The organism is Streptomyces sp. NRRL WC-3605, from assembly GCF_001509795.1.
In the GTDB taxonomy this organism is placed as follows: Bacteria; Actinomycetota; Actinomycetes; order Streptomycetales; family Streptomycetaceae; genus Streptomyces; species Streptomyces viridochromogenes.
On the sequence record NZ_LLZN01000095.1, the window covers coordinates 1 to 21,449 of the forward strand.

17 protein-coding genes and 1 pseudogene are annotated in these 21,449 nt (G+C 69.2%); 13 read left to right on the forward strand and 5 right to left on the reverse strand.

Translation table 11 applies throughout. The features are described 5' to 3' along the window. Positions 1–140: 140 nt before the first annotated feature. From ADL34_RS30705 to ADL34_RS35310, 8 genes and pseudogenes are all read left to right on the forward strand, one after another. A complete protein-coding gene (locus ADL34_RS30705; RefSeq protein WP_062671844.1) occupies positions 141–788 on the forward strand; it encodes a TetR/AcrR family transcriptional regulator in 648 nt (215 codons plus the stop codon). A gap of 1,204 nt (positions 789–1,992) precedes the next feature. Further along, complete coding sequence (locus ADL34_RS36275) at positions 1,993–2,328, forward strand: hypothetical protein (RefSeq protein ID WP_159039004.1); 336 nt, start codon at positions 1,993–1,995, stop codon at positions 2,326–2,328. A 435-nt stretch (positions 2,329–2,763) separates the two neighbouring features. After that, positions 2,764–3,366: a TetR/AcrR family transcriptional regulator gene (locus tag ADL34_RS30710; RefSeq protein WP_062671845.1), complete on the forward strand. Its 603-nt coding sequence runs from the start codon at positions 2,764–2,766 to the stop codon at positions 3,364–3,366. A 445-nt stretch (positions 3,367–3,811) separates the two neighbouring features. Then, a complete protein-coding gene (locus ADL34_RS30715; RefSeq protein ID WP_062671846.1) occupies positions 3,812–4,732 on the forward strand; it encodes a TauD/TfdA dioxygenase family protein in 921 nt (306 codons plus the stop codon). A gap of 197 nt (positions 4,733–4,929) precedes the next feature. Then, positions 4,930–6,153 (forward strand): MFS transporter, encoded by a 1,224-nt coding sequence (locus ADL34_RS30720; RefSeq protein WP_234375142.1) that lies wholly within the window; start codon positions 4,930–4,932, stop codon positions 6,151–6,153. A gap of 138 nt (positions 6,154–6,291) precedes the next feature. Continuing rightward, the gene (locus ADL34_RS30725; protein ID WP_062671848.1) at positions 6,292–7,998 is read left to right on the forward strand and encodes an aldehyde dehydrogenase family protein; all 1,707 of its coding nucleotides are present in this window, start codon (positions 6,292–6,294) and stop codon (positions 7,996–7,998) included. A gap of 45 nt (positions 7,999–8,043) precedes the next feature. Beyond that, positions 8,044–9,633, forward strand: a complete 1,590-nt coding sequence (locus ADL34_RS30730) for a long-chain-fatty-acid--CoA ligase (RefSeq protein WP_199835660.1) — start codon at positions 8,044–8,046, stop codon at positions 9,631–9,633. A 475-nt stretch (positions 9,634–10,108) separates the two neighbouring features. Next, positions 10,109–10,387 (forward strand): annotated as a pseudogene (locus ADL34_RS35310) (transposase); the annotation flags it as partial. Between the two features lie 593 nt (positions 10,388–10,980). Here ADL34_RS35310 and ADL34_RS30735 read toward each other — a convergent pair. Both ADL34_RS30735 and ADL34_RS30740 read right to left on the reverse strand, forming a co-directional pair. Further along, a complete protein-coding gene (locus ADL34_RS30735; RefSeq protein WP_062671852.1) occupies positions 10,981–12,465 on the reverse strand; it encodes an FG-GAP-like repeat-containing protein in 1,485 nt (494 codons plus the stop codon). Positions 12,466–12,509: 44 nt separating this feature from the next. Continuing rightward, a complete protein-coding gene (locus ADL34_RS30740) occupies positions 12,510–13,946 on the reverse strand; it encodes an FG-GAP repeat protein (RefSeq protein ID WP_062671856.1) in 1,437 nt (478 codons plus the stop codon). A 424-nt stretch (positions 13,947–14,370) separates the two neighbouring features. On the opposite strand from ADL34_RS30740, the gene ADL34_RS30745 reads away from it, so the two are divergent. Then, positions 14,371–15,357 carry an ATP-dependent DNA ligase gene (locus ADL34_RS30745; protein ID WP_062671857.1) on the forward strand — a complete coding sequence of 329 codons (987 nt, stop codon included), beginning with the start codon at positions 14,371–14,373 and terminating at the stop codon, positions 15,355–15,357. Between the two features lie 26 nt (positions 15,358–15,383). Here ADL34_RS30745 and ADL34_RS30750 read toward each other — a convergent pair whose 3' ends face one another. Further along, entirely contained in the window at positions 15,384–16,865 is a 1,482-nt protein-coding gene (locus ADL34_RS30750; protein WP_062671858.1) for a hypothetical protein, read from the reverse strand. 32 nt (positions 16,866–16,897) lie between these two features. Next, positions 16,898–17,368, reverse strand: a complete 471-nt coding sequence (locus ADL34_RS30755) for a GtrA family protein (RefSeq protein WP_062671859.1) — start codon at positions 17,366–17,368, stop codon at positions 16,898–16,900. A 99-nt stretch (positions 17,369–17,467) separates the two neighbouring features. On the opposite strand from ADL34_RS30755, the gene ADL34_RS30760 reads away from it, so the two are divergent. The 4 genes from ADL34_RS30760 (at position 17,468) to ADL34_RS30775 (ending at position 20,517) form a co-directional block, all read left to right on the forward strand. Then, the gene (locus tag ADL34_RS30760; RefSeq protein WP_234375143.1) at positions 17,468–18,535 is read left to right on the forward strand and encodes a glycosyltransferase family 2 protein; all 1,068 of its coding nucleotides are present in this window, start codon (positions 17,468–17,470) and stop codon (positions 18,533–18,535) included. A gap of 521 nt (positions 18,536–19,056) precedes the next feature. Continuing rightward, positions 19,057–19,314: a hypothetical protein gene (locus tag ADL34_RS30765; RefSeq protein ID WP_062671861.1), complete on the forward strand. Its 258-nt coding sequence runs from the start codon at positions 19,057–19,059 to the stop codon at positions 19,312–19,314. Continuing rightward, on the forward strand, positions 19,311–19,682 hold the full coding sequence (locus ADL34_RS30770) for a hypothetical protein (RefSeq protein WP_062671863.1): 372 nt from the start codon (positions 19,311–19,313) through the stop codon (positions 19,680–19,682). The genes ADL34_RS30765 and ADL34_RS30770 overlap by 4 nt, the downstream gene beginning before the upstream one ends. 358 nt (positions 19,683–20,040) lie before the next feature. Continuing rightward, entirely contained in the window at positions 20,041–20,517 is a 477-nt protein-coding gene (locus ADL34_RS30775; RefSeq protein WP_062671864.1) for a hypothetical protein, read from the forward strand. A 12-nt stretch (positions 20,518–20,529) separates the two neighbouring features. On the opposite strand, the gene ADL34_RS35320 is transcribed toward ADL34_RS30775, so the two are convergent. Beyond that, positions 20,530–21,412 (reverse strand): IS5 family transposase gene (locus ADL34_RS35320; RefSeq protein ID WP_107115717.1). Its coding sequence is split into 2 segments (ribosomal slippage): positions 20,530–21,174 and positions 21,176–21,412, totalling 882 coding nucleotides; the frame shifts between segments, so codons are not numbered across the junction. Positions 21,413–21,449: the final 37 nt, after the last annotated feature.

Sequence of the window (21,449 nt, forward strand, 5' to 3'; positions counted from 1 at the left end):
CTTCGGACGTGTGTCGGCGGTCGGATCTGGTGCCACGGTCGATGGAGAAGGAGGGCCGCGGCCGTACTCGACTCTGAACTGAACCATACTGTTCAGTTCACCTGAACTCAACAGTTCAGGTGAACTGCTAGGGTCGCGGTATGAGCGTGAAAGGCGTCAGACAGCCCCCCAGCGGCCCCCGTGCGGAGGTGAAACGGCAGGCCATCGTCCGGGCCGCTCGCGCGTTGTTCCTGCGGGACGGCTTCAGCGTGGGGATGGACACCATCGCCGCCGAAGCCGGCGTGTCCAAGGTGACTGTCTACAACCACTTCGGCAGCAAGGAAGCCCTGTTCATCGCGGTGATCACAGACGCTTTGGACGAGCCGCTCGCCGGGGAGTCGTCGGCCGCACTGGAAGGGCTGGCAGCTGCCGAGGACCTGCGGACCGCCCTCGTCGATGCCGCCCGGACCTGGGTCCGCGCCGTGCGCACGAACGACGAGGTCGCAGCGTTGAGGAACCTCGTCGCCGCAGAGGTCCACCGTTTCCCTGAACTGGGCAGGGCCTGGCGGCACCGCGGCACGGAGAGTCACCATCCCGCCGTCGCGGGAGCTCTGCAGACCTTGGCCGAGCAGGGCCGGCTGGAGATCTCCGACCTGGAGGTGGCGATCATCCAGTTCTACGGCTTGCTGGTCTTTCCGCACATGGTCTTCAGCTCCTACGGCACGGACATCGACGAGGACCTGACAGACCGTCTCATCAGCGGGGGAGTGGCCATGTTCCTCGACCACTACAGCCCTGCGGGCGCCTGAACGCAGCGCGCAGGAAACAAGCACGTTCGGCGTCTCACTCCTGGCTTCCGAGGCGATCGCTCAATCCCTCAAAGGTTCGGGCCCTTCGGCGCAACGGGCAGCCGGCTCGGTCCAACTCTGGGAGTGCACGAGTCAAGCTCGTCCAGGAGCCAGGGGTACGGGCGTTTCCGAGGCCCCCCTGGCTCGGTGCAAGGGGCAGCCCTTCCGCAGCGGTCGTGCGGAGCGTCCTTGCGCCTGTCCCCGTGCCCGTCGAGCACCCCCTCACGGTTTCCTCGCGTCACCCGGCTTCCCATTTCTTCTGTCAGGACGCCGAATTGATTTGGTGAAGTCCATCATCGCGGGGCAGCAGTCACAGAGCGTCTACATGGACGTCCGACAACTCGCCCAGGCCGCGGCGGTGATGGTCGACGACATCCGCAACGAGAGGGAGCCGGAGGTGGACAACAGGGTGGACTGCGACAACGGTGTCAAGCCCGTCCCCGCCGTCCTGCTACAGCCCCTGAGCGTCGAACAAGAACAACTACGACGTCCTGGTCCAGTCCGAATGCTTCACAGGCGACCAGTTCAAGTAGCAGCCTGCCTCCGTGCGACGCCCCGGCAAGAACGCGGTGGAGTGGAAATCGAACGACACTCGCACCAACAAGACCAGCGGGATCCCCCCCGCGACCGCATCCGCAGCAGCGCCACCAAATTTGACGAGTGCGGCATGGTCAGTGCCCGTCGACGACGAAGGCGACACCGAAGTCAAGGGTGGCGAAAAGTGCACCCGCACCCGGTACGCCCGCAATGGGAACAAGGGCGTCAATGCCCTGGTCTCCCGCTCCGGATACAACACTGGCTACGAGTTCTACGACTCCCTCCTGCGCAGCCGGCAGACGCAGACGCCCAGCTCGACCGGGGGTCCCGGCCTAGAAGGTCGGCGCGGTGTGAGGCAAACATGAAGTATCAAGGTCAGAAGGGGCAATCCGTGACTGGCTTGTCTGGGATGGAATCCCTGTCGACCGCTCGGTACGGGTACGTTGGCGGGGTCCTGTGACGATCCTGCTAGGCGGTGCGGATGATGCGGCAGCGAGTGAGTAGGCTTCGCCTTGCCGGAGTGTCTGCAATGGCGGTCGCGCTTGTGTCCGGATGGATTCTTTTCCGTGAGTGGAGCGAGTTGCCCAGCGTGCCGGCGAGTGTTGCGCACTCTGTCCAATCGGAAGACGTGAGCATTTTGGCGGAAGGGAAAGGTGCGAATCCTGGAAATTACTGGGAGCAGTCGTATGTCCTCGTCGCCACATCTCCTGATACGGATCCCGTCGATGTCATTGAGGGAGCCCTCCGTTCGGCAGGATGGGCTACTTCAAGGGGGGATTCAGATCCACTCGTCCTGGCTGGAGATCGACCGAATGACCGCCCCAAATACGGTGTCGCGGTTCAAAGGCTTGATAGCTTCATAGATTCCAGTTGTCTCGAGTATGAAGAAATCTGTGAAGAATTCAAAATGGCGGCAGCAGGGGGGCGGGAGGTCTTTGTTGCCGACTTTCTGCCGTACGCTTGAAAGTTGATGGCTGCGGCCCAATCGAATGTGGCCTGATTGCCGTGTTCGGGGGTGGCAGTATGCGGCTGGCGCCGGACAGGCCTACCTTCACCACCTCGCCCAAGGGAAGCGACTCCGGGCGGGCGGAGCAGGCCCCGTCATTCAACAGCGACGGCAGCGAGAAGGCCGCCGGTACCGCCGTCCTCGAGGCGCTCAACGGCGTACCACCACACAACCGCCGAACGGCGGCCGGATCACGGGCGTCGGCTCGGGTCGCGACATGGACGTGCCGGACGCCGGCGCCACCGACGGCGTCCAGCTCCAGCTGTGGGACTGCCACACCCGGCAGCAACCACCGTCTACCTCCTTCGGTCGCATATGCCTCCGGGCGTCCTGACGCGTCGTCGCGGGGGCACCCCCGTCCGTCCCGTCCGGCGGCCCCGTAGGCTCTGACGTATGGCGGGTGCACAGACGCGAGGGGCAGAGCGGGGACCGGGGCGGCCACGGGAGGAGCGGGTCACCGGGGCGGTCCTGAGCGCGGTTGTGGAGCTGGTCACGGAGCAGGGTATGGGGGCGGTCACCATGGACGCCGTCGCTGCCCGTGCGGGTGTGAGCAAGCCTGCCATCTATCGACGCTGGCCCACCAAGCAGGATCTCGTCATCGCCGCCGCCGAGAGTCGTATCGGCGTTCTCTCCGTGCCCGACCTGGGGGACTTCCGGGCGGAGTTGCGGGTCGTGCTGACGGCACGGCTGGAGGCGTACCGGATGCCCGGCTCGGACCGGCTCTTGGCCGGCCTCATCGGTGCGGCGGCCGAGGTGGGCGCCGACCGCGCCGAGTACGCCCGCTACACCGAGCGGATCACGAGCGAGACCCGGCGCATCCTCGAGCGTGGTGTCGCCCGGGGCGACGTGCGTGCGGACATCGACGTACGCGCTGCGGCCACCTTGGTTGCCGCGCCGCTGCTGTTCCGGCTGATCGGCGAGCGGGAGTTGCCGGACTCCCAGTTCGTGGACGCCCTGGTGGACCTCGTCGCGCGCGCCGTCGCCTCGCCGGCCTGACCCCGACGGCTGTCTCGCGGGTGCCCTGCGCCGCCTCCCGTGGCGGCGGCACGGGCTGCCGCCCGCCGGGAAGGGCCGGGGGGTGTCGCCCCATCGGAAGGGAGCGGCGCGTCAGCCCGATGCATGGGGCGGTGCGTCGCCGGGTGGCGTGACCGGGCAGCCGTTCATCCTTGGACCGGCGCGCTGCCGACCTGAGGGGGCCGGACCGTCGGCCCGGCACCACTTCGCCCGATCCCGCCGATCAGATCTCCTCGTGGCCGGTCCCTGGCCGGCGGAGGCGGGCTGCGGAGGCGCGGCCCCGGCGAGGTGACGGCGCCGCCGCGGTGCCGCCCGGCTGCTCCGGAACCCCTGTCCGAACGTGAAGGGCCGCAGACCCTTGCCACCGCCTCGGCTAATAACGATACTGCCGGGAACGAAATCCGTACCGTCGTCCCCGGGAGAGTCAATGGACAGCGCCACCACCACGTCCCCCGTCCTCGGCAAGCCCTTGGTGCACTTCGGCAAGCGCGTGCTCGATCGCACCGCGCCGGATCTGCCGCCGTCGGACTACCGCCGCCTGGGCATCCACCCGCTCACCCCGCACATCGGTGCGGAGATCGACGGCGTCGACCTCTCGGCGCCGGTCGACGAGGAGCTCGCCGAGGAGTTGAAGCACGCCCTGCTGGAGTGGAAGGTGATCTTCTTCCGGGACCAGCACACGTTCGACGCGACGTCCCAACTCGCGCTCGCCCGCGTGTGGGGTGAGCCGGAACCGAACCCCTTCTTCCCGAAGACGAGGACCACCGGTGTCTCCCGGCTCGCCAAGGACGCCACGGCCGCGGGCAACAAGAACATCTGGCACAGCGACCACTCCTTCATGGCCGCACCCGCCCTCGGTTCGGTCCTGCGTGCCGTCGACATCCCGCCCTCCGGCGGCGACACCATGTGGGCCGACATGGCATCCGCCTACGACAACCTGCCGGCCGAGATGCGGGAGCGCATCGACGGGCTGACCGCCGAGCACGACTGGGTGCACAGCTGGGGCGCGACGATGACGGCCGACCAGATCGCCGCCCACCGCCAGACCCTGCCGCCTGTCGAGCACCCGGTGGTCGTCCGCCACCCGCGCACCGGCCGCAAGCTGCTCTACGTCAACGAGCCCTTCACCATCCGGATCGTCGGTCTGCCGGACGACGAGAGCCGGGAACTGCTGCACGAGCTCGTCCTGCAGGCGCGCATCCCCGAGTACCAGGTCCGTTTCCGCTGGCAACCGGGCTCCGTCGCCATCTGGGACAACATCGCCACCCAGCACTACGCGATCAACGACTACTACCCGCAGCGCCGGGTCATGGAGCGCATTGCGATCACAGGCGTACCGCTCTCCTGATCGCCATCCCCGCGGTGAGGGCCGGGCTCAGGACGCCCGGCCCGGCCCGGCCCCCCTTCCCCTCCCCGTCTGCCTTCCGCGGAGTCCCTGTGACCGACACCGACGTCGTGCCCGCCGTGCCAGCCCGCCCCACGAGAAATACGAGCGGTGCACGACGCCGCGCGTGGACCGTTACCGCCCTCCTTGTCGTCTTCATGATGGTCAACTTCGCGGACAAGTCCGTGCTGGGGATGGCGGCGGAGTCGATCCGTGCGGATCTCGACATGTCCGCGTCCGCCTTCGGGCTCGCCAACAGCGCCTTCTTCCTGCTGTTCTCGGTGTGCGGCGCCGCGGTAGGGCTACTCGCGGACCGCGTACGGCCGAAGTGGCTGCTCCTGGCGATGGCTGTGCTGTGGTCGGTAGCCCAGGCCCCCCTGGCCCTGGGGGGAGGGATGGCCCTGCTCGTCGCTTCCCGTGTGCTGCTCGGGGCGGCCGAGGGGCCCGCGTTCCCCGTCGCGCAGCAGACGGCGATGTCCTGGTTCCCCGACCGCGCCCGCAACCTGCCCGGTGCGCTGGTCGTCCTCGGCACCACTCTCGGGATGCTCCTCGCCGCACCCGGCCTGACCTGGGTGACAGACCACCACGGCTGGCACTCGGCATTCGCCGTCGTGGCCGTCGCCGGCCTGGTCTGGGCCCTGCTATGGGTCCCCCTCGGGGGAGAGGGCCCCTATGCGAGCGGCGCGCCGGACCACGTCCGCTCCGGCCAGGGGGACGCCCTCGAGGTCGACGGGATCGAGGGGGCGGCGCGCCGGACGCCGTACCGACGGATCATCGCGACCAGGACCTGGATCGGTGCCACCGCCGCCTACTTCGGCGCCTACTGGATCACCGCGTTCGGACTGGTCTGGCTCCCCTCCTATCTGCACGAGGGACTGGGCCTCTCGACAGCCGGTTCCGCTCGGGTGCTGATGCTCGTCTACGGCCTGAACGCCGTTGTCGTGCTGGGTCAGGCCGGCCTGACGGGCTGGCTGCTGCGTCGCGGCGCACCGAGCCGAAGGGCCCGCGGCGGGGTCGGCGGCGCCCTCCTGCTCATCAGCGCCGCAGCCTGCCTGGCACTGCCGGGCGTGCCGGCCGGCGCCGCGAGCGTCGTGCTGCTCGTCGTCGGGTTCGGCGCCGCCGGCGCGATGACCAGCATCGCCGTCACCACGGTCACCCGACTGACCCCCGCCGATCGCCGCGGCGGAGCCCTCGGCATCATGAACGCCGTCGTGACCACCGCCGGCCTGATCGCACCGACGCTGATCGGGCAGCTCGTCGACGCCTACGGAGCGGACGGCTATCGGTACGCCGTCCTGCTCACCGGTGCCCTGCTCCTTCTGGGCGGCACCGCCGCGGTCACGCTGATCGACCCGGACCGCGACGCACGCCGGCTCGCCGCCTGAGATCCCACCCCGCCCTCCCGCGGGAATCGCCCGCCGCACGACCCCAAGACCCCGATCCGCCCTCGGGCGCAGTACGCCATGCCCTGCGACGGGCACGGGCCGCCCCCATGCCATCCAACACCTTCCACGAGGAGTGACGTGACCCCCAGCGCTCTCGACACATCCGCCCTGGACCGGGCCGTCGCCCCGCTGCGCCGCAGCGCAGCGACCTGGTCCACCACCCCGCTTCCCGAGCGCATCGCCCTGCTGGAGCGGCTGCTGCCCCGCGTGGTCGCCGGCTCCGCCGACATGGTCGCGGCCGGGGCGAACGCCAAGGGCTACGGTCCTGACTCCCCGTGGGCGGCCGAGGACTGGATGGGCGGGCCATGGGCTCTGGTACAGAACACCGCGGCCCTTCTGCACGTCCTGCGCCGCATCGCCGCCGGACGCGAACCCCTGGCCCCCGGAGCCGCACGCGCGGGCGACGGCCGGGCGCTGGTCGACGTCTTCCCCACCACCGGTTGGGACAGGCTGCTCCTCAACGGCTTCAGTGCCCAGGTGTGGACACCGCCCGGCACCACCACCGAGCAGGTGCGCGAACGGGCTGCGGGAGAGTACCGGGGGCGAGCGGGCCGCCCGGGTGTGGCGCTGGTGCTCGGTGCCGGCAACGTCGCCGCCATCACGGCGCTCGACATCCTGCACAAGCTCTACGTGGAGGGCGAGGTCGTCGTCGCCAAGATGAACCCCGTCAACGCCTACCTCCGCCCACACTTCGAGCAGGTCTTCGCCGAGTTCGTCGCCCGCGACTGGGTCCGCTTCGTCGACGGCGGAGCGGCCGAAGGCGGTCATCTCACGCGTCATGACGGCGTCGACAGCATTCACGTCACCGGGAGCGACCGCACGCACGACTCCATCGTCTGGGGCACCGGCGACGAAGCCGCCGAACGACGCCGTGAGGACCGGCCCCTGGTCGACAAGCCCTTCAGCAGCGAACTGGGCGGTGTCAGTCCGTGCATCGTGACACCGGGCCCGTGGAGCGACGCGGACTTCCGCTTCCAGGCCGAGCACATCGTCAGCAGCAAGACCAACAACTCCGGACACAACTGCATCGCCAGCCAGATCCTGGTCGTGCCCCGCGACTGGGACGGCACGGAGCGGCTGCTGAACGAGATCCGGCGCGTGCTACGGGAGCTGCCGCCGCGTACCGACTACTACCCCGGGGCGGGTGAACGCCTCGCCGCCGTCCGGGCGGCGCACCCGACGGCGGAGACCTACGGCGACGGCTGCCGGCTTCTCGTACCTGACATCGCCGACCACGACGACGTCCTGATCACCGGCGAGGCCTTCGGCAGCGCCTTGGGCGTCGTACGGCTCGCGGGTACGACCACGGCCGAATTCCTGCACCGGGCCGTCGACTTCGCCAACGACGTCATTCCCGGCACCCTCGGCGCCACGCTGATCGTGCACCCCAGGACGGCGCGCTCCGAGAGAGCGGCGCTCAAGACGGCCGTCGCCGCCCTGCGGTACGGCACCCTGGGCGTCAACTGCTGGTCCGCGGTGGGATTTCTCCTCGGCTACACCCCCTGGGGGGCCTACCCCGGCAACACCCGCCACGCCATCGGCAGCGGCGTCGGCTTCGTCCACAACGCGTTCATGCTCGAGGACGTCGAGAAGACCGTGCTGCGGGCTCCCTTCGCCCCGGCGCCGCGCAGCCTGGCCACGCGGGAGCCTGCACTCTCCCCCCGGCCACCGTACTTCGTCACCAACCGTACGGCGCTGACCACGGCAAAGCGCCTCACCCGCTTCACCGCCGGGCCGAGCCCACTCGGACTGCCGGCCCTCTTCGCATCCGCGCTCCGCGGCTGACCCATCCGACACCGGTCGGGCCGATCCCGCGCCGACCGTCCTCACATGCTCAGGGAGACCCCCTTGCTGAACCTCGCCGTCCTGTTGGAAAGCAGCGCCCGTGACGTCCCCAACCGCACCGCGGTGGTCTGCGGCGACCAGCAACTGTCCTACGCCGAACTGGACACGGCCGCACGCCGCGTGGCCAACATGCTGTGCGCGCGGGGCATCCGGCCCGGCGACAGGGTCGCGGTGTCCTGCCCCAACGTGCCCTGGTACCCGATCGTCTACTACGGCATCCTCAAGGCCGGAGCCGTGGTCGTTCCACTCAATGTCCTGCTCAAGAGCCGCGAGATCACCTACCACCTGACCGACTCGGGAGCCAGGGCCTACTTCTGCTTCGAGGGAACCCCCGAACTGCGGATGGGCGAGGAGGGGCGGGACGGGTTCGAGAGCAGCGACGACTGCGAGCACTTCTTCCTGCTGACCGCCACCCCCACCACCGACTCCCCGCTCGCGGGCACGCAGACCCTGACCGCGGCACTCGAGGGGAGGAGCGCCGACTTCGAGACGGTGGCCACCGAGGCCGGTGACACCGCGGTCATCCTCTACACCTCCGGTACCACCGGTCTGCCCAAGGGCGCCGAACTAACGCACGCCAACATGACGCTGAACGCCCTGACCTCCCGGAACCTGTTCGGCGAGGCCGAGCATGACGTCCACCTGATCACGCTGCCCCTGTTCCACTCGTTCGGCCAGAGCGTCCAGATGAACGCCGGCCTCGGCGCTCGGGCGACGCTGGTGCTGCTTCCGCGCTTCGAGGCGCGCTCGGCCTTCTTCCTGATGGAGCGTCATTCGGTCACGATCTTCGCCGGCGTCCCCACCATGTACTGGTCCCTGCTCGGCGAGGAGGCGCCCGAGGCCGACCTGACCCAGATCGCACAACACCTGCGCTTCGCCGTCTCGGCGGGCGCGGCACTGCCGGTCGAGATCCACCGCCGCTTCGAGGAACGGTTCGGCATCACCCTCCTGGAGGGCTACGGCCTGTCGGAGACCAGCCCGGTGGCCACCTTCTCTCCGCCCGGCGCGAAGGCCCGCCCAGGCTCCATCGGGCGTCCGGTCTGGGGCGTGGAGCTGGATCTGATCGACGAGAACGGTTCCCCGGTCGAGGGCCCCGACGCGGTCGGCGAGATCGTCGTCCGCGGACACAACGTGATGAAGGGCTACCTCAACCGGCCGGAGGCGACAGCGGAGGTCCTGCGGGACGGCTGGTTCCGTACCGGCGACCTGGCCCGTCGGGACAGCGACGGCTGGTACTACATCGTGGACCGCGCCAAGGACCTGATCATCCGCGGTGGCTTCAACGTGTACCCGCGGGAGATCGAGGAGGTCCTGCTGACCCACCCTGCCGTGAGCATGGCAGCGGTGATCGGCGTGCCAGACGACAGCCACGGCGAGGAGATCAAGGCGTGTGTGGTGCGCACGCCCGGCATGGCGATCTCGGAGGAGGAACTCATCGCCTGGTGCCGGGAGTCGATGGCGAGCTACAAGTACCCGCGCCTCATGGAGTTCTGCGACCACCTGCCCACCAACGCCACCGGAAAGATCCTCAAGCGGGAACTGCGTAACGTGAAAGGCCCTGTCGCCGGCCGGTGAGCGGGTGAGCCGGTGTGGGCGCGGTCGAGCAGTCGCCCCCACACCGGCCGTCCGCCTCAAAACCCGCTGGCCTGCACCCGCGGAAGCGATGACCCCCATCGTGGCGCGGGCATCATGCCCTGTGTGGGTGTCTTGAGTCTGCGTGGTCGTCGCGGTGGGCGATTCTGCGGGTTCGGATCATCTGGTGTGGGGGCCGTTCAGCATGCGGGCCCGGCAACGCCATGCCCCACGCCGGGCCCGGCCCTGGACCACGCGACGCCGTCCAGCGGGAATTCCTGGTGTGCAGCGTCCTTGGACTCGCTTGCGCGGAGCACACTCGCCGGGGTGTCGCCGTCGGCGAGCCCCCGCCGCGTGCATCAGCAGGCAGGCGAACAGGACACGCTGAGTTCGGTCGACGTCCGGAAGGCGGTAGTTCGGCCGTTGATGCTCCTACGCGTCCGGGGCAGGTGGTCGGTCCGCCTGGAGGCTGCCCAGAGGCGACAAGGGCTATGACTATGACCACCTGCGGAAATGGTTTTGTGAGCGTCGCATCCGCCACGGCATCGCCCGCAAGGGCATCGAGTCGTCCACTCGGCTCGGCCGACACCGCTGGGTCGTCGAGAGGACGGTCTCCTGGCCGGCCGGATGCCGACGCCTGCACCGCCGCTACGAGCGCAAGGTCGAGTACTTCCTGGCCTTCGTCGGCATAGCCGCAGCCCTCAGCTACCGCCGACTCACCATCTCAATCAGCGTCCTACTGACCGTTTCAGAATGACTGCGGCCGATAGCAGCAATCCTGTTGGCACTTGTGCAGCTGAGTTGGCACCTTGGCCCACGGCCTTGTGCGTGCTGCTTGGTCCGGACCGGTCGGAACGTAGGGGTTGATGGATGGGCGTGGATGGGGAGCGGGAGAGTGCTGGGAGCTGCGGTCGGGAGCCGGCGTGGGGCCCTTGCGGTTCGGGATGTCTCCAGCCGAGGTCGCCCAGGCGCTTTTGGTCCCTGGACCGCAGGAACGGGCTGGCGGTCCGTATGCGCAGGAGGACTTCCCGGATGGTGTGAAAGCTTCTACAACGCGGGCAGGCTCGCCTGTGTTGCGCTGGATGCGGTAACCGGTCCTCAGGTCTTCCTGTCCGGTTTCCCGCTGGCGGGAAGCGATCCGGAGCAGGGCCAGCAGTTCCTGCTGGACCACGCTGCGGAGCACGGGAACTGTCTGCTCTACACGCCTGATGGCTCGCTTTCCCTGACCGATATCGGGGTTCTTCTGCGCTCGCAGCAGGTCGGGGCAGTGCGCCTGACTGCGCGTGGGCGCACACCCGAGGGGCAGGCTACCGTGACGGGCGCCCGCCCTTCGCCAGGCCGTCGTCCGGCTCAGCCGGTCTTGCGCGCGCCGGGGAGTGCCGCCCCGAACTCGACCTCCGCGTACTTCCGCTTGAGACCGGCGGCGGTTCCGCTGAGCGTCTTCGATCCGGACGTCACCGGGCCGGCCGTGGCGCCCTTGGCCGTCCACAGCAACCCGTCGGCGTTCTCGCCGGGGGCGCCGACCGTCAATTCCGCCCTGCCGTCCTTGGTGACGTCGATGAGGTGGACCGCGGCGGCGAACCGGTCGCCCTGCTCCGCCGTGCCGGGCACGCCGGCGGTGTCCTGGCTGTAGGCCACGGCGCCGGTGGCGGTGAGGCCGGTGGCGGAGCCGCGCAGCAGCGTCGCCTGCCCCGCTCCGATACGGGAGCCCAGGGCCTCCCAGGGCGCTCCGACGACGACATCGGCGTACTTGTCGCCGTTGGTGTCCCCTACGCTGAGCGACTCGCCGAACATGTCGCCGTCCTCGCCCGCTCCCGGGACTCCGGCGGTGTCCTGATGGATGACCTGCGGCTTCTGCTCCGGGTCGATGCCGTGGGGGCCTCCGTAGAGGACCTGGATCTCTCCGCCGCGGTGGGCGGCGCTTGGGTCGGACATCAGGGAGGCGTCGTAGGGCACGCCGGTGACGAGGTCGCCGTAGCCGTCGCCGTTGACGTCCCCGACGCGGCCGGTGACGCCGTCGGCGAGCGGCAGTTCGGTGTAGGTTCCGTCCCCCCGGTCGACGTACACCGTGCCGTTGACGTCTCCGTCGGTGGGGCCGGGCAGCCAGAAGCGTTCGGCCCGCCCGTCGCGATCGACGTCGCCCATGGCGACACCGCGGTTGGTGCCGATCGAGTTGATGAAGGACCTTTGGGCTGGGCGGCCGGTCCGGGTGAACGGGCCGGTGTACGAGGTGCCGCCGCAGTTCCCGGCTACTCCTATGTCGGGGGCGCCGTCGCCGGTGACGTCTCCGACCGCGATGCCGGCGGCGAAGCCGCAGCCCTCGTCGAGGCCGGTGGGCGGTGAGACGGCTGCTCCGCCCTTGAGCCCGGCGCTGCCGCCCCAGACGACGGTGAGGGAGCCGATGCCGCCCATCGTGCCCGCCGCCTCGCTCGGCGTGCCCACGAGCAGGTCGGCGTAGCCGTCGCGGTCCAGGTCGGCGGAGGCGACCGACGTGCCGAAGCCGTCCCATTCTTCGGGGGCGCCCGGAACGCCGGTGGTGGCCTGGCTGATGACGGTGCGGTGAGTGGCGGAGACGCCGCTCGCCGAGCCGTAGAGCACGACGACCGCACCGGCGGCGTTCACCGAGCCGTTGGCGGCGCCGGGGGCGCCGACCGCCAGGTCGCGGTAGCCGTCGCCGTTGAAGTCGTCCTGTACGGCGGCCGTGTTGGCGCCCTTGTACGGCGCCGCGGCGGCCGCGTGCCCGGCCGGGAGCACGACGGCGGTCAGTGTGGCCGCCGTGGTGACGGCGATCGCGCAGGCGAGGGAGCGCGAGGGGATGCGGGCGGGGGACTGCATGTCTGCTCCGGAGAGGGGAAGTCGGGTGTGCGGGGTGCCGGCGGTCACGGGCCGGTCACCACCTGGGCGAAGTGTGCGCTGCCGCTCGAGCCGAGCCCGGCGCCGCCGGGACCGACGTTGACCGAGCCGGTGGCCGTGACGGAGGTGGCAGAGCCGCGCAGGAGCCACAGGCTGCCCGCTCCGCCGTTCTCGCCGGGGGCGCCGACGAGCAGGTCGGCGTAGCCGTCCTTGTTCATGTCGAGGACGCGCACGGCCGCGCCGAAGGTGTCGCCGGTCTCCGAGGTCCCCGCCACGCCCGCGGTGTTCTGGGTCCAGGTGCGGGCGTGGGCGGTGTCGAGCCGTCCGGCGGTGCCGCGGACGACGATGACGGATCCGCTGTTCCCGTTCTCCCCCGGGGCGCCGATCACGAGGTCGGCCCGGCCGTCCTTGTCGGTGTCGCCGACGGCGACGGAGGCGCCGAAGCGGTCCTTGGCCTCACCGGCTCCGGGCACGCCGGAGGTGTCCTGGGTGATGGTCTGGACGCTGCTCGGCGAACCGCCATATCCGGCGTCGAAGTGGACGGTCACCTGCCCGCCGAGCGCGGTCCCGGGGCTCTGCGAGGGGTCCTCGGGGTTGCCGACGACCAGGTCGGGCGAGCCGTTGCCGTTGAGGTCGCCCACGGCGGAGACCGTGCCCGCGGGCAGTTGGGCGTCCTCGAACCCGGCCGGATCGGCGAGCCAGGTGGCCGGGCCGTCACCCGTGCCGTCGTAGCCCCAGCCGCCGTCCCACACTCCGCGGCCGTGGACGATCAGCCGGTCGTTGTCGGTGTTGGGCAGGTCGACGTGGGTCAGGGCGACGATGCCGTGGGCCGGGTTGAACATGAACCCGTTGCCGCCGGTGCCGGACTGCGCGGACAGGTCGGCCGGCATGTAGGTGACCTCGGCGTCGTTGGCGCCGATGGCGATGGACAGCTTGCCGTCGTTGACGGGATTGAGTCCGTTGTAGACGCCCACGGCGAGCGTGCGTCCCCAGGCGTCGTGCGTCGTCGGCCAGCGGTCGGCGACCGTTTTCGCCTTGGTGAGGCCGGAGGCGGCGCCGTATACGACAGTGACGGAGCCGCCGCCGTCGTCCCCGTTGACGTCCTCGCCGGGCGCGCCGACCACGAGGTCGCTGTAGCCGTCGCGGTTCAGGTCGTGGACGGCCACGGCGGCGCCGAAGCGGTCGCCGGCCTCGGCGGTACCCGGCACGCCGGTGGAGTTCTGGGTCAGCACCGTGCGCCGGGAGGGGTCGATCCCGCGGGCGGTGCCGTACAGGACCACCACGGCCCCGGCTTCGGCGTGCCCGGAGACCTTGGCGTCCGGGGCCGACACGACGACGTCGCGATAGCCGTCCTTGTTGATGTCGCCCGGAGCTCCGGAAGCGGCCCGCGCTCCTGTCGCGGCGAGCGGGGACAGTCCCGACGCGAGCAGAGTCGCGGACATCAGCAGGGTGCGTTTACGCACGAAGGTCCTCCCGGGGATGCGGTGTCCGTGCGGGTCCCGTGGCCATCGCCGTTGACGTCGGCGACAGCTTTGGCATGGCGCGATCATGACCGGCGCAGGAGAGACTCCCAAAGGGACTGAAGGGTTGTACGGGGCGAGCGACTTTTTCCGCCCGCAGCCGTCGCCCCGCACATTTCAAGTACTCCCGGGTGGAATCACTTGCCGACCCGAGTACGGCCGGCAAGCTCACCCCTCTGGGCCACAGGCGTTCAGCCCGTCGTGCCGGGGACCTGCTTGCCCTGGACAGCGGGATCGCGATGCCGGTCACAGCCCGGCCGTGCAACCAGAAGATTCTCGGCCGCACCCCAGGCGGAGGGCGCGGGTCCCCCGTTCACCTGCCGCGTCCAACATGCACGGGTGGCGAGTGCCGCGTAGATGTGGCTGCGTGACGTTGATTCCGCCGATCGAGGCGATGCTCGCCGAAGCACGGCGGGAACTGCCTCCGGACCGGTCGCTGCCTGGGCATGTTGTCGCAGAGCAGAAGCCCGACGGTTTCCGAGCAGTCCTATTCGCCCGCTCAGAGCTGATCATGGTGCAGTCCCGGCGCGGCTCCGACCTCACCCCGGCCTTCCCGGAGATCGCCACCGCAGCCTCAGCGCTGAGCGAAGCGCTGGTACTGGACGGTGAGCTCGTTGTCGCGGCCGAGGGCAGGCTGCACTTCGGTGAACTGCAAAAACGTGCCCGCCGACGCCGCCGCAACGCCGCCCAGGCCGCCGCGGAGCACCCGGCCAATTTGATCGTGTTCGACGTCCTGGAGGCCGGCGGCAGGGAACTGCTCGACCGGCCGTACCGCGAGAGACGCGCCATGCTCGAGGACCTCTTCGCCCGCGACGTGCTGGGTGCCCCGTTCACCCTGTGCCCAGCTACTACGGACAGGGCGACCGCTCTCGAGTGGCTCGATCCCGCGTGGGGAAAGGTCGGTATTGAGGGCGTCGTCGTCAGGTGCAGTGAGCAGCGGTACCTTCCTGGCCGCCGTGCCTGGATCAAGGTGCGGTCCCGTACGACTGCCGAGGGGATCATCGGCTCGGTCACGGGCCGGGTGGAGTCGCCGTCCTCGCTGCTTCTGGGCCGCTACGACGACACCGGTCGGCTGCGGTTTTTCGCACGCACCACCCCTCTGAACCCTGCTGCCCGTCGGGATCTGGTCGGCCGGCTGCGAGCGGCAGGGGCCCATCATCCGTGGCACGGGCGAAGCTTCTCCGCCGGCTGGGGCAACTCAGGCGAGCTGGTGCACCAGCCGGTGTGGCCCGAGCTCGTGGCCGAATTTCAGGGGGACACGGCAGTCGACGAAGGCCGGTACCGGCATCCGGTGCGGTTCGTGCGGCTGCGCGAAGACGTGACCGCGGAGCATGTCCCCGCGTTCGGTGACTGATGAGCGCGCAGCAACCTGATCGGGTCTCATCCGCCTGGCCCACCCTGTACCGGGCCTCCGGCTGCCTGACGACTGGTTGGAGCGTCACTGCGCGGTGACCGGCTCTGGGCGTCCGTCGGCTGATGCGCCGTCACCGTACGGCCGGTCACGGTGCCGGGGCTCGCCGTTCCCGGGGGCGTCGTCGCCCGCCGCCCCGGCCACAGCAGGAGCAGGCCGAGGGAGCAGGCGATCGCCGGCCAATAGACGTAGCGGAAGTCCGTGGCGGGCACGATCGGCAGATAGCCGAGAATGTAGGCCGCCGAACTGATTCCCAGCGCCCGCACCGGCATGGAGAACAGGCCCTTGCCGGGCCGGATGGCAAGCACCATGGCGACGGCCAGCCAGAACCACCCGCGGAACAGCCAGGGCATGTCCTCGGCCATGCCCTTGACGTAGGTGCCGAGCGTGTCCTCCAGCCGAGGGTGCGCCACCTCGATGCCCAGGTCGTTGGGGGTGACGCCCGCCTTGTACTGATAACCCGTCTCGAACAGCAGACTCGCGAACAGCTGCAGTCGGTACTGGATGTAGTGCGGTACATGCCCGCTCATCTCCCGTAGCCACAGGGAGGTCATCTCGTCCGAGTCCCCGCGCAGTCCGTCCGCCGGGCGTTCGTAGCAGGCCCAGTAGGCGTCCGACAGGGCACCGACCCGGTCGCACTCACGCGCCGCAGCCACGAGCCGGTCCCTGAGCCCAGGGGGGACGTCCGCCGACCGGAGCTCCTCCACCGTCAGCACATGGACCAGGTCGTCGAGAACGATCTGCGCGCTCTGATGCGTCTGGAGAGGGCCCGCGATGAGAGAGATGGCTGCTGCCGGCACGAGGAGGGCGGCCAAGAGGCTCGCCGTGCACTTCACCCACAAACGGCGTCCAGGACCACGCCACAGCGCCAGGACCAACAGGACGAACATCGGGATCGCGGCGAGGAACGCGTTCTTGCGCACGAGCATGGCGTACGCGAGGAACAGCACGCCCAGCCAGAACAGCCCCCACCGCACGACGGGACGCGAGTGACCGTCCCGCAACCGCAGCCCCACGAAGGCGACCGCGCACGCCGCAAGCAGCGCGAACGCCGCCTGGACGTCCTTCCACACCACTCCGACGAACGTCAGCACCCACGGCAGCAGACCGAGCCCCAGCACCGCGAGTGAACCGCGACGGCTCGCCGTCAGATCCCACACGCACCAGGCCAGCACCCATAGCGCGCCCCAGAAGACCAGCGACTGGAGCACGGCCATGGACGCGAACGACCCGGTGGCGGCGATGAGCGCGCGCCACAACAGGCTCAGCACCGGCGGGTGCCAGTCGGTCAGGGGTGTCGTCCCTCTGGCCTGCCGGAGCTGGTCGAGACTGTCGGGACTCAGGTAACCGGGAGCAAACGTGAGGATCGTGCCCAGGCAGCAGAGCGCGGCGACGGCGGCCAGTCCCCAGACCCAGCGCTGCACCGGCGACACCCATCCCATTTTTCCCATATGCCGGATGCTAGCGCCGGGATGCTCACGGCTCAGGATGCGACGAAGACGTAGCGCCGATAGGCGTAGAAACGGAACAAGGTCGCCAGCACCCAGCCCACGATGCGGGCCGTGTTGTCGCTGAGTGGAGAGCCGAGGCCGAGCAGATTCCGGGAGGCATAGACCGTCCCCGCGGTGATGACGAGCCCCACGCCGTTCGCCACGAAGAACAGGACGAGTTCGAGGGTCAGCCTCTCGCGGTGCTGATGCCGATAGGTCCAGTAGCGGTTCCCGATCCAGCTGAAGAGCGCGGCGGCACTCGTCGCCAGAACGGACGCCTGAACGGGATATGCGTTCATCGGCCCGCCCTGCGCGCCACCTGGCAAGCCGAAGACGAGCAGGTTGTAGCCGCCGTTGTCCACGACGAAGGCCAGTGCTCCGACGACGCCGAACTTTGCGGCCTCACGCCACATGCCCTTTATGGCGTCACGCGCGCGCAGCGCCACGGAAATGAGGACCGGCACACGGTGAAAGTAGCGACCCGGCGCGCCCTCACGGCCGAGGCGCGCTCATATCGCAGTATTTCCTACTGTGTGAATGTTGAGTTCGAGTGAGGAGCGGCCGTGGAACCGACGATCGCATGCGTCGTGCCCTGTCATAACGAGGAGGCGGCCGTCGGCAAGGTGGTGCGCGACCTGCGCGCGGCACTCCCCGAGGCGATCGTCTACGTCTACGACAATGCCTCCACCGACCGCACGGTTGAAGTCGCTCGAGAGGCGGGCGCGATCGTCCGGCAGGAACCCCGCAAGGGCAAGGGCAACGTCATCCGCCGCGCCTTCGCCGACGTCGCTGCGGACGCCCTGCTCATCATCGACGGAGACGACACCTACGACGCCTCCCGCGCCCGGGATCTCGTCAATCTGCTTTTCGAGGGCCCGTACGACCAGGTCGTGGGGGCTCGTCGGGTCACGGACGACGGGGCTTACCGGACAGGTCACGCGGCAGGCAACAAACTGCTCACCGGGGCGGTGCGCTCCCTCTTCGGCAACGACGTCACCGACATGCTCAGTGGCTACCGCGTCTTCTCGCAGCGCTTCGTGAGATCCTTCCCGGCACTGGCCCGCGAGTTCGAGACCGAGACCGAGATGACGATCCATGCCCTCCATCTCCGCCTCCCGACGGCGGAGGTGGCCGTGGACTACCGAGTCCGGCCGGCCGGTGGAGAGAGCAAGCTGCGCACCTACCGTGACGGCTGGCGCATCTTGCGGGTCATTCTCGACCTGGCGAGACGCGAGCGCCCCTCGCTCGTGCACACCGTGATCGCTGGAGTGCTGGCCCTCGTCTCGGTCGTCCTGGGTATCCCCGTCATCGTCGACTTCGTCCGCACCGGCACCGTGCCCCGCCTTCCCACGGCGGTTCTGGCCGCCGCGATCATGACGATCGCCACGCTCGTGCTGCTGGTGGGCTACATCCTCGAGTCGCTCATGCACATGCGTCAGGAACAGACACGCCTCGTGCACCTCTCGTACCCGGCCCCCGCCTATTCCCCGCGCCTCACCGCCCGCGGAGCCAGTATCGGAGCGGTCTCGGGCCGCAAGAACGCCGTCTCTCGGCGGGACGCCATCGCCCGCGATGCGGAGCGGTACCGGGAATTGGAGCGGGGACAGGAAATCTCACCCTCGGATGGCTGAACCGCTGAGCGGTCTTGCACAACTGATCACAGCCGCATGGATCCCACAGCCGCGCAGCGGCCCCACGCGGAACGCGCTCTCCCGCTCGCGGCGGCCTGCCTGGTCGACGTCGCCCCTTCCTCCAGAGGGTCTACCAGTCGGGACGCGGCAGAGGCCCGTTCGGCGGGCGTGAGCTGGACCGGGACGGGCTTGGTCCCGCCGCCCATCGGATAGGTATTGAGCACCGAGCCCGCGTCGGTGGAGTAGAGGAGGTTCTTCACTGTGCGGGCAAGGGTCTGTGCGGTGTGGGGCGGGCTCTCGGCATCCGGCCTAGTCAGGGACCTCCTGCAGTATCCACTCTTTGCCGTCCGGGTCGCTGAAGGTGGCGTACGAGCGGTATCTGCGTCGTTGGTGGTCGGGGCCGCTGCGCCGCGTCTCACCACTGCTGCGGTGGAACAAGTCGCTCGTGTCGGATGAAGCCCAGCCGGAAGCCTCGGGCTCAGGGTCTCCAATCACTGCTACCACCCTGCTACCCTTAGGGTATGGTCTCCCCGAAGAAGCAGACCCAGGTCCGTCTGGAACCTGACGTTCTAGCCGCAGGCAAGGACGCCGCAGCCGCCCGCGGCCTGGACTTCAACCGCTACGTCGAGCGGCTGATCATCGAAGACACGACCGGCGCCCGCGCCGCCGGCATGACCGCTGCGCAGCGCCTCATCAGTGAGCACGGCGACTTCCTCGATGACCTGGAACAGCAACTCGACGCCCCCTACGCCCAGCCGCAGCCGGGCGCCGCCGCGTGATCCTGCACATCGACGAATCCTGGATCCTGGAAGTCGCTGAACGAGCTGGCCACTATGACCCCGGCGTCGACGACTACGGCGTACCGATCTCCGCAGTCGCCCGCCACCGCGGCGAACTCCTCGAGCACCCCGTCTACGACGGCACCTACGCCCGCGCTGCGGCCCTGGTGCACACCCTCGGCCGCTGCCGCTGGCTGGAGCGCTCCAACCTGACGGTCGCCTGCGCCGTCGCGGTCATGTACCTCGAAGCCAGCAACGTCCCGGTCGCCCCCACCCGCGAACAACTAACGGCGCTCGCGCACGCGTTGAATAGCCCGCGTTCCACCGCACCCGAAATTGCCGCCATCCTCCGCACGTGGAAGCCCTGACCTGGCTGCGCCGAAGGGGCAACGATCGGACACACCACCCGGGTTCGGATGGACCCTCAGGGCTCATACAGCAGGGAACGCTGAAACGCCCTGAGTGACGGCAGCCCATCCCGGGGTGGCTGTGGTGCAGGCGGCCGAGGGCGAGGGGCCCTCACGGTGAGCGTCGAGTTCTTTCAAGCCCACTTCAAAGGCGGAGGCCGCTGCCTGATCGCAGCCCTGCTGGGCGAAGGGCAGCAGGACTCAGGCGTAGAGGTGGATACGAACCAGGCCGGCGGGGACCGCACCCTGCAGCTAGGCCGTGTCCGATGGGTCGTGGCTCGCCTGGGCGCCAAAGAGGCGATGCGGCGATGATGTGCAGGTGTTCTACGAAGATCTCAGCGAGTACGACTACCGGGACGAGGATGCGTTCACGGACAGGGAGTCGGGCTTCTACGCGCTCTGGTACCGCCCGGCGTACACCCGCCTGAACATCGGGTGGTTGGAAGCCGGCAAGCCGTACTCGACTGGAACGGTCCCCGCGGTGTTCGTGGAGAAGCTGAAGGCCCTGCAGGAGGTCCAGTGGATGAACGTCTGTCTTGGGGTGCACGAGTGCGATCTGTGTCCTGAGGAGAAGGCTCCGGAAGGGAATGGCGAGGTTCGGATCCCGGGCGTGCCCGGCGTCGCTTATGCCGCTCCGTTCCTGATCACGCACTACGTCACCGATCACGGTTACCGACCGCCGCAGGTCTTCATCGATGCCGTGCTTGCCGTCGAACTCGACGCGTGGGCCGCCGCGCGATGGCCCAACGTCCCCTTCCCCTGGGTCCCGGATGGCGTCGAACTCCTGCTGGAGTAGGCCCGAGCGAACCTATGTACGCAGCCAGAGCCGGATCGAGGCGACGGTGACCGTCCCGTGGAAGACGTAGGCCCTCTTGTCGTAGCGAGTCGCGACCGCACGGAAGGTCTTCAGCCGGTTGATCGTCCGCTCCACTGCGTTGCGGCGCCGGTACATCTCTCTGTCGAACCTGGTCGGACGGCCGCCCTTACTGCCGCTCCGCTGGCGGTTGGCACGTTGGTTCCTGGGCTCCGGGATCGTGTCCTTGATCTGGCGCCGCCGCAGATGGCGACGGTTGCGGCGCGACGAATAGGCTTTGTCGCCGCCGAGGTGATCGGCCCGAGTACGAGGGTGTCCGCCGGCGGGCCGCAGAACCCGGATCTGTTCCAGTACGGGGATCAATTGTGGGGCATCGCCCCACTGGCCGGGAGTGATGACGAAGGCGAGGGGACGACGTCCGCCCTCACCCGCCAGATGAATCTTGCAGGTCAGGCCGCCTTTGGAACGGCCCAGGGCCTCGTCGGTCCGGCGCTGGACCGGCATGCTTCGTCTGCCGGAGATTCTCGGCGGGCGGGAGTGAGCACCAGCCGCGTGCTGGTGGGCCCGGCAGGAGGTGGAGTCCACGCTGACCATGCTCCAGTCGATCAGGCCCTCGGCGTCGGCGTCGGCCTGGACGGCCCCGCAGGATCCTCTCCCACGTGCCGTCTGCTGACCACCTGCGATGATGGTCATGAACCGTCTTCCACTTCCCGAAACGGGACAGCAAATCCCGCCACGGCAGGCCAGTCCGCTGCCGGAACAGAATCCCGTTGATCACCCGACGGTGGCAATGCCACCGCCCACCCCGCCCCGCACTCCTCGGCAGATGCGGTTCCAGTCGAGCCCATTCCTCATCCGAAAGATCACCCCGCCCCACGACGACCGAAACGATCCACCGAGGGGCCGGTCACGCG

What these genes read in the sequence shown, in the direction of transcription:
- ADL34_RS30710 (WP_062671845.1), top strand. Translation starts at nt 2,764, where the DNA reads ATGGCGGGTGCACAGACGCGAGGGGCAGAGCGGGGACCGGGGCGGCCA.
- ADL34_RS30730 (WP_199835660.1), top strand. Translation starts at nt 8,044, where the DNA reads ATGCTCAGGGAGACCCCCTTGCTGAACCTCGCCGTCCTGTTGGAAAGC.
- ADL34_RS30705 (WP_062671844.1), top strand. Translation starts at nt 141, where the DNA reads ATGAGCGTGAAAGGCGTCAGACAGCCCCCCAGCGGCCCCCGTGCGGAG.
- ADL34_RS30715 (WP_062671846.1), top strand. Translation starts at nt 3,812, where the DNA reads ATGGACAGCGCCACCACCACGTCCCCCGTCCTCGGCAAGCCCTTGGTG.
- ADL34_RS30720 (WP_234375142.1), top strand. Translation starts at nt 4,930, where the DNA reads ATGGTCAACTTCGCGGACAAGTCCGTGCTGGGGATGGCGGCGGAGTCG.
- ADL34_RS30735 (WP_062671852.1), bottom strand. Translation starts at nt 12,465, where the DNA reads ATGCAGTCCCCCGCCCGCATCCCCTCGCGCTCCCTCGCCTGCGCGATC.
- ADL34_RS30765 (WP_062671861.1), top strand. Translation starts at nt 19,057, where the DNA reads ATGGTCTCCCCGAAGAAGCAGACCCAGGTCCGTCTGGAACCTGACGTT.
- ADL34_RS30750 (WP_062671858.1), bottom strand. Translation starts at nt 16,865, where the DNA reads ATGGGAAAAATGGGATGGGTGTCGCCGGTGCAGCGCTGGGTCTGGGGA.